Below are 11,121 nucleotides of genomic sequence, written 5' to 3'. Positions count from 1 at the left end.
CCACTCCCCGAACTCACCGAGCGGCAGACGAAACGCTCCGCGTCCAGGCCACCCACAGCACAGACCCCGCGCCCCACAACCACGCCGCCCAGGCAACCAACCGTGCGCCCCACAGCCCCGCCGCCGACCCAAACCGAGCGGTCGACGGTGCGCCCCGCAGCCATGTCGCCGGCGCTGTCCGAGGCATCGGCGACGTCCGAAGCGTCGGCGGTGATGGGCGGCGCCGGACCGTCCGAGGCGGCGATGGTGGTTCCGGGGCCGATGGTGCCGTTCGAGGAGTCGGACGGCAGGGCGGTGGCCGAGTTGGCCGCGGGGCTGGCGATCGCGGTCACCGCCGCCGTCGAGGACGTGGCCGACACGAACCGGGACGTGGCTCAGCGTCTCCATGCTCTCGCCGGCTGGCTCCACCACCACGGCAGGACGGCCGACGCCCTGGTCCCCGCCGCGGCAGCCGCCGCCAGGTCGCGTGGGCTCGCGGCGGCGGAGCCTGGGCTGCGATTCATGCTCGCCGAGGCCACGGCGCTGCTGTCCCGGCTGCACAGTGCCCTGGACGACCTCGACGCGGCCACCCGCGCCGCCGCCGAGTCCGTACGGAACCTGCGTGCGCTCGCCGCCCTCGAACCCGACGAGTACCGCCTCCGCCTGGCCGAGCAGTTACTTGACCTCGGTGAGCTGCTGATGGCCGATGCTCGCCCGGGGGTGGCGCTGGAGTCGTTGCAGGAGGGCATGAGCGTGGCCGCCGAGCATGACACGAGTACGCAGGCCAGGGCCAGGCACCTGCTCGGCCTGTGCCTGGACCGGCTGGACCGGCCCGCCGACGGCCTGGCGCAGTTGGAGATCGCCGCCGAGCTGTACGGCGTTCTGAGCCAGGAGGACGACGGCTACCTACTCCATCGCGCCGAGGTACGTGCGTCGCCACACTCCAGGCCCCCGGCATGGCCCGCCACCCCCCACCGGACGCACGCGCTGGACGCCACTCCTCACTGGATGCAGGCGCTGGTCGCCACCCCGCCGGAACAGGCCGTGAGCAGGGCCGCTCGGTTGCTCGAAGAGTGCCGCGCGGCCGTTGAGAGCGCCGTCGAACCGCGGGCGGCGGACGTTCACGCCTACGTCTCCGCACAGGCCGGGCTCGCGCGGGCCTGGGCGGATGCGGGCCGGGCGGAGGACGGGTTCGCGCTGGCGATGCAGGCCGCCGAGCTGCTCCAGCGGCACGCCGTATCCGATCGATCCCACGCGGTGGCCGTCGGCCGGGTCGCGGCGGCGCTCGGTCGTACGCTCATGGGCCTGGGCCGTCACAAGGAGGCGGTGCCCCACCTGCTCACCGCCATCGAGTCGTACGAGCCGCGGCCCGGAGCGAGCCGCGAGTCCGGCGCGGAGCTCGCCGAGCTGCTCATCCTGAACACCGTCGCGTTGTCCCGGGCCGCCTGCTCGTCGGAGGCGGAGGCGGCCGCCGACCGTCTGGTCGGGCTGTACGCCGCGCTCGTCTCCGAGCGACTCGAGACTCCCTTGCCGCTCGCCGGAGCGCTGCTCCTCCAGGGCTGCATCCGTTTCACCAGGCAGAACGTGGAAGGCGCGCTCATCTCGGCCACCCGCGCCCTGGAGATCATGCCGGACGAACCCCCCGAACCCGGACGGCTGCTCACCGCCACCTGCCTGGAGCTCAGCGGCCTCTGCCTGGCCGAGCTGCACGACGACGACGCGGCCCGGGCGAAGCTCACCGAAGGCACCGAACTGCCGGTCGAGCGTGGCCCCGCCCATTCTGACCTGGTGAACGTACACGTGCTGGCCCTGGCCCGGCTGGCCAGGCTGCGTGTGCGCGAGGAGGGCCCGGCCGCCGCGATCCCCCTGCACGCGCGGCTGCTCCGGCTACGCCCGCTGCCGGCGCCGGACGTGCTCACCACCCTCATCGAGGAGCTCGACGCCGCCCTGGACGACCCGCCAGGCGCGCTGCTGCCGCCCCTCACGGACTTCACCGAGGCGCTTGAACGTACGGTGCCGCTGAGCACCGGCGCCGAGGTACATGAGAGGTACGGGCGCTACCTGGCGAGATTCGCGAGCACCGCCGCGCGGGCAGGCGACACGATCGGGCCGAGGGAAGGTCCCGCGGGCACACCGACCGTGCGGGAAGGCGACACGGGCGCACCAGAGGTGTCGGTGGGTGACGCGGGCGCACCGACCGTGGGCAAAGGTGACGCGGGCACGCCAGAGGTACGGGTGGGTGTGGCGGCCGGTGGGCTGGCTGTGCAGGTTTATCGGGGGCTGGTCACCGTTTCCGGTACGTATCGCGACCGGCTGGGGCTGGCGCTCGCCGCGCTCGGCAGGCTGGACCCCACTGATCTCGTCGTCCTGGAGCAGGCCGTCATCCTGCTCGGCGCCCAGATCGGCGACCGCCCCGCCGTCGATGAGCGCGGCAGGGTGCTGGCCGAGACGCTGAGCCGCTACGCGGTCGAGCTGCTCGAACGCGGGCGTGCCGTCGAGGCGCTGGCCCACTGTGAAAGGGCCGCCGATCTGTGCGACGAACTGGACGACCCCGCCGTCGCAGCCGTCACGTACGCCAGGCTCGGCTCCAGCCTGGCGGTGCTCGACCGACCACAGGCGGCGCTGGAGGCGGTCACCTGGTCGCTGGCCGAGCTGGAGCGGGCCAGGGAGCGGGGCCAGGAGCTGCCCCACGCGCGGGCGCAGGCGATCCAGGTACGAGGACAGGTGCTGCGGGCCTTCGGCAGGAAGCGGGAGGCGATGGCGCATCTCGTGGAGGCGCTGGAGATCTACACCCGGCTGGCGCAGCCGGCGGCCGCCGCCGAGGTCGCCGGAGTGATCGCGGACGACCTGCTGGCCGGTGGGCGGGCGGAGGACGCGGCCGAGTACGCCAGGATCGCCGCCACGGGGCAACCGGCGGGCACGGTCAGGCACGCGCTGGCCGTACAGCGGCTCGCCAGGTGTCACCTGATGCTCGGCGAGCTCACCGCGGCCGACACGCTCGTGGAGCGGCTGATTCCGCTGGCCAGGAGGTCGCCGGACGATCTCACGTATCGGGCGATCCTGGCCGACTCGCTGGCGCAGAGCTCGGAGCTGCGGACCCTGCTGGGGCTGGGCGACGGCGCGGAGGCGGAGGCCAGGGCGAGAGAGGCCATCGCGATGTACGACGACCTGCTGACCACGGGCATGAACGCCGAGGCCCTGCACATCAGCCGGGCAGGAGCCGGGCTGACGCTGGCCGCCGCGCTCGGCACGCGGGGGCTGGCCGAGGACGCGGTGGGGCCGCTGCGGGAGGCGGTCGCGGCGCTGGAACGGTACGCGCCGGGCAATCCGGCGCTGTCGGGGCTGCTGGGCCGGGGGATGCTCATGCTGGGCGACGCGCTGATGGAGTCGGGGCGGGCGCTGGAGGCGAGCCTCGTGTTCCATCGTGGCACGCAGGTCACGCGTGACGTGCCGGCCAGGGCCGTCGCGCACGCCAGGCTCGGCTTCTGTCAGCAGGAACTGGGCAGGGACGACGCGGCCGACGCCGCCCTGCGCGTTTCGGCCGGCCTGCTGCGCGGCCTGGTCGCGGACTCGGCCGACGACGGCTTCGCCGACCTGCTCCGCGACGTGTTGCGCGGCCGGCTGGCGCTGCTGCGCAAGGCCGGCGCCGGCGACGAGACGAAACCCCTCGAAGACGAACTACGCCGCCTCACAGCCCGCTGACCCCAACACCGACCCGAACCGCCGCGCACAACGTGACTCCCAACCACCGACCCGAACCGCTGAGCCGAGCACGAGCCCAAACCACCGACCCGAACCGCTGAGCGCGGCGGGGTCCGGATGCCGCTGAGGATGCCGTCCGAGCGGTTAGGAGCCGGCGGCCTCGGCGGTGCGGCGGGCCCAGCGGTAGTCGGCCTTGCCGGCCGGTGAGCGGACCATTTCCGTCACGAACGCGTACGACCTCGGCACCTTGTAGCCCGACAACACCGTCCGGCAGTGCGCGTCCAGTTCCTCGGCCGTGACCTCGACGCCGGGCCGTGGCTCGATGACGGCCGCCACCCGGTTCCCCCACCGCTCGTCCGGCACCCCGGTCACCACGGCGTCGAACACCGACGGATGCCCCTTGAGCACCGCCTCGACCTCCTCGGGGAACACCTTCTCCCCACCCGTGTTGACACACTGCGACCCCCGCCCGAACACGTTCACGGTCCCGTCCGGATCGACGCTCGCCAGGTCGCCCGTGAGCAGCCACCGGGTGCCCGCCTCGTCGGTGACGAACGTGCGGGCCGTCTTGTCCGGGTCGTTGTAGTAGCCGAACGACACCCGCCCCGACCGCGCCACGGTCCCGAGCTGCCCGGATCCGGGCTCGACCGGCCGGTGCCGCTCGTCGAGCACGGCCAGCTTGACCACGGAGTTCGGCTGGTAACGCAGGCCTTTCTCCGGCGAGGAGCCGGCCACGCCGGAGGCCGTGTAGCCGGACTCGGTGGAGCCGAAGTTGTCCAGGATCATGACGTTCGGCAGCAGGTCCTGGAGACGGTCGCGGACGGCCCCGCTCAGGATCGCGCCGGTGGAGCCGATCACGTACAGCGACGAGACGTCGTAGTCGCCGTCCTTGAGGGCCTCGGCCAGTGGCCTGGCCATCGCGTCGCCGGTGATGTTGATGGTGAAGACCTTCTCGCGCTCGATCGTCCGCCACACCTCATGGGCGTCGAACTTGCGTACGAACACGATCGTCGCGCCCATCCACCAGGCGAGGAACGTGGCCATCTGGGCGGCGCCGTGCATCAGCGGCGGTGCCGCCATCATGACCATCGGGGCCGCCTTGACCGCCTCGTCGATCACCTCCTGGGGCGTGGCGCGCGGCTCGCCGGACGGGTTGCCGCCGCCGAAGCCCATGAACAGGTCCTCGACGTGCCACATCGCGCCCTTCGGCAGACCGGTGGTGCCGCCCGTGTAGATGATGTAGAGGTCCTGCCCGGAGCGCGGCGGGAAGCCCCGTTCCGGCTTCCCCAGCTCCAGAGCCGTCTCGTACGGCACCGCCGAGCCGATCGACGACCGCCCGCCCACCGAGATCAGGTGCTCCAGCAGCGGCGCCTCGTCGGCCACCGCGGCCACCCTGGCGTCGAACTCCACGTCGTAGACCAGCGCCCGGATGTCGGAGTCCCGGTAGAGGTAGAGCAGCTCGGCCTCGACGTACCGGTAGTTGACGTTGATCGGCACGGCCCGGATCTTGAGCGCGGCCAGCAGTCCGGCGACGTACTCGATGCCGTTGTAGAGGTGCAGGCCGACGTGCTGCCCCGGCTGGACGCCGAGATCCATCAGGTAGTGGGCGAGCCGGTTGGACTCTGCCTCCAGTTCAGCGAACGTGCGACGGTCGTCACCGCAGATCACGGCCGTTCTGTCCCCGATCGCGTCCGCGAGCCCCTCGAAGAGGTCAGCGTGGTTGAATTCCATCAGGGCATCTCCCGTCCTACGATCCACATCGCGAAGAACTGGGCTCCCCCGCCGTAGGCGTGGCCGAGCGCCGTACGGGCGCCGTCCACCTGGTGTTCGCCCGCCATCCCGCGCACCTGCAGCGCGGCCTCGGCGAACCTGATCAACCCGGAGGCCCCGATCGGGTTGCTCGACAGCACCCCGCCGGAGGCGTTCCACGGGATGTCACCGTCGAGTGCCGTGGCGCCGGACTCGGTGAGCTTCCATCCCTCCCCTTCGGCCGCGAACCCCAGGTTCTCCAGCCACATCGGCTCGTACCAGGAGAACGGCACGTACACCTCGGCCACGTCGATCTGCCGTCGCGGGTCGGCGATGCCGGCCTGGCGGTAGACGTCGGCCGCGCAGTCCTTGCCCGCCTGCGGCGAGACCGTGTCGCGCCCGGCGCGGAAGATCGGCTCGGAGCGCATGGCCGTCGCGTGCACCCAGGCCGGCGTGCCGGTGACCGCGGACTCCGAGGACAGGACCAGCGCGCAGGCGCCGTCGCTGGACGGGCAGGTCTCCAGGTAGCGGATCGGCTCCCACAGCATCGGCGTGGACTCGACCATCTTCTGGTCGATGCCGGGGATCCTGAGGTGCGCGTAGGGGTTCTTGAGCGCGTTCAGCCGGTCCTTGACCGCCACGAGCGTGCCGATGTGGCCGGGCGCGCCCGATCTGCGCATGTACTCGCGGATGTGCGGGGCGAAGTAGCCGCCGGCGCCCACCACCAGCGACGCGCTGAACGGCAGGTGCGTGGACAGCGCCCAGGTGGCGTTGCTCTCCGACTGCTTCTCGAACGCCACGACCAGCACCCGCTCGTGTACGCCGGCCTGGACGAGGCTCGTGCCGACCAGCGCCGTGGACCCGCCGACGCTGCCCGCCGTGTGCACCCGCGTCATCGGCTTGCCGGCCGCGCCGAGCGCGTCGGCCAGGTACGACTCGGGCATCATCACGCCCTCGAACAGGTCCGGCGCCTTGCCGATCACCACGGCGTCGATGTCCTCGAATCCGAGCCCGGCGTCTTCCAGCGCCCGCAGCGCCGCCTCCCGCACCAGCCCGGCGATCGACACGTCCGGCCGCCTGGTCCTGTAGCGGGTCTGCCCGACGCCGATGACCGCGCACCTGTTCATGGCCATCTCATGCCTCCATGACGGTGACGAGATTGTGCTGCAGGCAGGGTCCGCTCGCGGCGTGGGCGACCGTACGGCTCGCGTCGCCGTCGAGGATGCGGCGCGCCGCCTCGCCGATGCGGATGAGACCCGTGGCCATGACGGGATTGGCGGCCAGCGGGCCACCGGACGGGTTGATCGTCGTGTCGCCGCCCAGCTCCAGCGCCGCCCGCAGGATGATCTCCTCGTGCGGGAACTGTGCGTGCAGCTCGGCCACCTCGACGGGACCCTTGCCGACCCCCGCGGCGCGTGCGGCATCGGCTGCGGAGGCCGACAAGGTCAAATTTCGCATACCCAAGTAGTGGGGCTCTATGCGGTGTGCGATACCCCTGATATAGGCGGGGTTGCCGCAAAGCTCACGCGCCAGATCGCCGGCCGCCAGCACGACCGCGGCGGCTCCGTCCGTGACCGGCGGCACGTCTGTCCGCTTCAGCGGGCGCACCGCGAAGTCCGCGTCGTCCAGTTCGGGCAGGTCGAGCGCGTACGGGTTGCTCCTGCCGTCCGCGCGGCTGCGGCGGACGATCTCGTCGAGCTCGTCCCGGTCCGCGTCGAGCGCGCTCGCCTGGAGGGCGGCGTAGGACAGCCGGTCGAGCCCGAGCGGCGCCAGGTAGTACGGGTCGAGCTGGAGGGTCATGATCGTGTTCAGGTCGCCGGTCGACGACTTGCCGAAGCCGTAGACCAGGGCCGAGTCGATGTCGCCGTGCTGGAGGCGTACCCATGACTCGTACAGGGCCCAGGCGCCGTCCATCTCCACGTGGCTCTCCTGGATGGGCGGCCAGGCCCCCAGCGCGTCGAGTGACGACACGAACGAGAACGGCGCGCCCGCCAGGTAGTCGCAGCTCCCCGAACAGGTGAAGCCGAACCGGTCGAGCCCGGTGCGCTCCTTGACCTCGTTGATCACGGGCAGGATCAGCTCGGACTCGGTCAGCCCGGTGTCGTGGCCGGTGTGCCGCGTCTGGGCGAACGCGACGATCGCGATCTCTCTCATGGCAGCTCCCTGTCCGGCTCGCCGGTGGGGGCGAACCAGCGGACGTTCGCCATGGACGCCGTACGCTCGCCCTCCGGGACCCAGACCGCCTTGACGCGCATGCCCTGGCGTACCTCGTGCGCGGGGACGTCGCCGATCAGCGCGATCATGGGGATGTCGGCGTCGTCGACCAGAATGTACGCCGACACGAACGGCACCTCCGGAGCCCGTGGGTCGGGCAGGTTGTTGATGGCGAACGTGGTGATCGTGCCTGTGTCGGGGAGTTCGATCGTCTCCGGGATGGCGTTCCCGCATTGGGGGCAGGACAGGCGGTAGGGCACGTACACCTTGTCGCAGGCGGCGCACCGGCCGCCGAGGAAGACTCCGCGCCGGACGCCCTCAAGGAAGACGCGCAGCGCGCCACCGGCCTGGAGTCGGTATTCGGTGCGCACGTTCGACACGATCTTCGTGACCTCAGGAACGAAATACGAAATGTCGGTGATGTTGCCGGTGGGCCGGTCGCGCCAGACCGGCCAGACCCGGGTGCCCGCCCGCAGCGCCTTGGGGTCCCCGGCGTCCACGGCGTGCACCAGCGCGGTGTCCGCACCGTCCAGGTCGATCAGCGCCCACGCGAACGGGCGGTCGAGCGGGTGGCCGTCGAGCGGCTCCTCGACCCAGGCGCACGTGGTGACCGTGCCGGCCGGGCCGACCTCGACGTACTCGCCGGTGACCGGTTCGCCGGTGGCGGGGTCGTACTCGAGGGGCGGCACCAGGACCCTGCCCTCCCTCGTACGCACCCCGACGATGCGACGCGCGCGCAACTCGCTCAGGAACCGGCCGATGACCGGCCCGGTCGTACGCGTGTAGCCACCGGGGAACTCCAGGACGTGCCGGGCGACCAGCGGATCAGATGGCACGGTCGTGTCCCTCCCAGTACGGGTCGCGGAGTTTGCGTTTGAGCAGCTTGCCGTTGGGCTCGCGGGGCATCTCGGCGATGAAGTCGATGCTCCTCGGCCACTTCATCCTGGCCAGCCGGCCCTCCAGCGAGGCGATCAGCTCCGCCGCCAGCTCCGGTCCCGGCTCGATGCCTGCGGCGGGCTCGACGACGGCCTTGATCTGCTCGCCCCACTCCTCGTCCGGGATCCCGAACACGGCCACGTCGGCCACCTTGGGATGGATCACGAGCTCGTTCTCGATCTCGGCGGGGTAGATGTTCGCGCCGCCCGAGATGATCATGTCGGCCTTGCGGTCGCGGAGGTACAGGAAGCCGTCCTCGTCCAGGTAGCCGATGTCGCCGACGGTGAAGAAGTCCTTGAGCCGGTTCGCCTCGGTCTTGGCCGGGTCGCCCTTGTACTCGAAGCCGGAGCCCATCATCTTCATGTAGATCGTGCCGGAGGCGTCGGTCGGCACCGGCTCGCCGGCCTCGTCGACGACGAGCAGCTCGCTGATCGGCCAGGCCCGCCCGACCGTGCCCGGGTGGGACCTCCAGTCTTCGGGGGTGGCCAGGGTGCCGCCGCCCTCGGTGGCCGCGTAGTACTCGTAGACCACGTCGCCCCACCATTCGAGCATGGCCTGCTTGACCGGCACCGGGCAGGGGGCCGCGGCGTGGATCATCCACCTCAGCGAGGACAGGTCGTACTTCTCGCGGGTCCGCGCCGGGAGCGACAGCAGGCGCTTGAAGTGGGTGGGGACCAGGTGCGAGTTGGTGATCCGGTGGCGCTCGCAGAGCCGGAGCATCTCCTCGGCGTCCCACCGGTCCATGTAGACCAGCGTGTGACCCATGTGCAGGGCCGTGCCGCCGAACTGGGTGACGGCCGTGTGGTAGCTCGGCGAGGTGACCAGATGCGCGTTGGGCCGCCCGGCGGTGATGCCGAACATGCTCGGCAGGAACGCCATCGACTCGGCCCCGTCGTCCGGGTCGAGGCCGGTCAGCGGTCGCCGGACACCCTTGGGCCTGCCTGTCGTGCCCGAGGTGTAGTGCATGGTGGCGCCGGCCGTACGGTCCTGCGGCAGAGTGTCCGGCCGGCCGTCGGTGAGCTCGCCGATCGGGCGGAAACCCGCTGTATCGGCTGTGGCGAACCGGCGCTCCGCGGCGATGACCTCGGCGCCCCTGGCGCCCTCGGCCGCGTGTCTCGGGTGGACGAAGAAGGCCCTGGCCTCGCTGTCGGACAGGATGTACGCGATCTCGGGCCCGGTGAGATGCCAGTTGATCGGGGTGTAGTACCAGCCGGCCTGCAGGGCGGCCAGGTAGAGGACGAGGCCGTCGGCGCCGTTCGGGACCAGCCCGCAGAAGCCGTCGCCGGGCCGCAGACCCAGCTCGCGCAGCCCATGAACGAGACGGTTCGCCCTGGCCAGCAGGTCGCCCGCGCGATGCTCCGTACCGTCGGGATCCACCGCCGCGACCCACTCGGGATCCGCCTGTGCGAGCCTCCAGAAACCGAGCGTCCCCATCCGAACTCCTCAGGCGAGCGGGCAAATAGGAACCTGTTCTCGTTTGTTGGGGGGAGCGTATCCTGGGGCAAAGTTGGTAGCAAGCGCTTGATCTTCGTGACTTCGGAGGCGTACGTGGAGCTCTTGACGATCAGCACTCCCCACTGCCGGATCGAACGCGACGGCCATGTCCTGATCGTCACCATGAACCGCCCGGAGGCCCGCAACGCGCTCTCCTCGGACATGCTGGTCGGCCTGGCCTCGGCGTGGGCGTACGCGTCGGCCGAGGCCGGGATCCGGGTGGCGATCCTGACGGGCGCGGCGGGCACGTTCTGCTCCGGCGCCGACCTCAAGGCCATGGGCCTGCCGTCCAGCGACCCGGAGGTCCAGGAAAGGGCCGCGCAGATCCCGAACTACCACTGGAAGGGCCTCCTGCGCGAGGACCTGCCGACCAAGCCGATCATCAGCGCCGTGGAGGGCTACGCGGTGGCGGGCGGCACGGAACTGCTGGTGGGCACCGACCTGCGCATCGTGGCGGAGTCGGCCACGCTCGGCCTGTTCGAGGCCAAGCGGGCGCTGTTCCCCATGGGCGGCAGCGCGGTCCGCCTGCCCCGCCAGATCCCGTACTGCCACGCGATGGACCTGCTGCTCACCGGACGCGCGGTCACGGCGGCGGAGGCCCTGGGGATGGGCCTGGTCAACCGGGTGGTGCCGGACGGCCAGGCGCTCAGCGCGGCTCGCGACCTGGCGGCGGACGTGGCGGCGTCGGGGCCGCTGGCCGTGCAGGCGATCCTGCGCGCGTACCGCGACACGCTGGGACTGCCGGAGCCGGAGGCGCTGAAGGTGTCGGACGAGCTCGGCTGGCCGGTCATCGGCTCGCAGGACGCCGCGGAAGGCGCCCGCGCCTTCCGCGAAAAGCGCCCCCCTGCCTACCACTCCCACTGAAGAGACGCAGGGGTACGGCAGGCGCATGGCGAAGGTCATCACCCAGCGGGAGTTGCGCGACGACTCCGCCGCCGTCATGGATCGGGTTGAGGCGGGCGAGATGTTCCACATCACCCGCGACGGAGTTGCGACCGCTCCCGCGCAAGCGGCGCCTGAGCGCCGATGAGTTCGTCGCCAGGCATC

At 71.5% G+C, this 11,121-nt stretch carries 8 protein-coding genes; 3 read left to right on the top strand and 5 right to left on the bottom strand.

Annotation, left to right across the window (positions count from 1 at the left end; genetic code table 11):
* Positions 1-102: 102 nt before the first annotated feature.
* Positions 103-3,681, top strand: coding sequence for a hypothetical protein (locus ITP53_RS14515; protein WP_195895899.1), 3,579 nt, complete (start codon positions 103-105; stop codon positions 3,679-3,681).
* A 144-nt stretch (positions 3,682-3,825) separates the two neighbouring features.
* On the opposite strand, the gene ITP53_RS14510 is transcribed toward ITP53_RS14515, so the two are convergent.
* Genes ITP53_RS14510 through ITP53_RS14490 form a run of 5 tightly spaced genes read right to left on the bottom strand, consistent with a single transcriptional unit; the run spans position 3,826 to position 10,014 of the window.
* Positions 3,826-5,412, bottom strand: coding sequence for an acyl-CoA synthetase (locus ITP53_RS14510; RefSeq protein WP_195895898.1), 1,587 nt, complete (start codon positions 5,410-5,412; stop codon positions 3,826-3,828).
* Complete coding sequence (locus ITP53_RS14505; protein ID WP_195895904.1) at positions 5,412-6,557, bottom strand: thiolase domain-containing protein; 1,146 nt, start codon at positions 6,555-6,557, stop codon at positions 5,412-5,414. Before ITP53_RS14505 ends, ITP53_RS14510 begins: the two co-directional genes overlap by 1 nt.
* Before the next feature lie 7 nt (positions 6,558-6,564).
* Entirely contained in the window at positions 6,565-7,584 is a 1,020-nt protein-coding gene (locus ITP53_RS14500; RefSeq protein ID WP_195895897.1) for a thiolase domain-containing protein, read from the bottom strand.
* Positions 7,581-8,480: a Zn-ribbon domain-containing OB-fold protein gene (locus ITP53_RS14495; RefSeq protein ID WP_328814467.1), complete on the bottom strand. Its 900-nt coding sequence runs from the start codon at positions 8,478-8,480 to the stop codon at positions 7,581-7,583. The genes ITP53_RS14500 and ITP53_RS14495 overlap by 4 nt, the downstream gene beginning before the upstream one ends.
* On the bottom strand, positions 8,470-10,014 hold the full coding sequence (locus tag ITP53_RS14490; RefSeq protein WP_195895896.1) for an acyl-CoA synthetase: 1,545 nt from the start codon (positions 10,012-10,014) through the stop codon (positions 8,470-8,472). The genes ITP53_RS14495 and ITP53_RS14490 overlap by 11 nt, the downstream gene beginning before the upstream one ends.
* Positions 10,015-10,128: 114 nt before the next feature.
* Here ITP53_RS14490 and ITP53_RS14485 point away from each other — a divergent pair, with 114 nt between their 5' ends.
* Entirely contained in the window at positions 10,129-10,938 is an 810-nt protein-coding gene (locus tag ITP53_RS14485) for a crotonase/enoyl-CoA hydratase family protein (RefSeq protein WP_195895902.1), read from the top strand.
* 25 nt (positions 10,939-10,963) lie between these two features.
* A complete protein-coding gene (locus ITP53_RS14480) occupies positions 10,964-11,104 on the top strand; it encodes a hypothetical protein (RefSeq protein WP_236050802.1) in 141 nt (46 codons plus the stop codon).
* Positions 11,105-11,121 lie beyond the last annotated feature (17 nt).

Origin of the sequence: Nonomuraea cypriaca (assembly GCF_015645445.1) — a bacterium.
Classification (GTDB): Bacteria; Actinomycetota; Actinomycetes; order Streptosporangiales; family Streptosporangiaceae; genus Nonomuraea; species Nonomuraea cypriaca.
The sequence above is the reverse complement of the archived record's forward strand: the minus strand, read 5'-3'. Positions and strand labels throughout refer to the sequence as shown.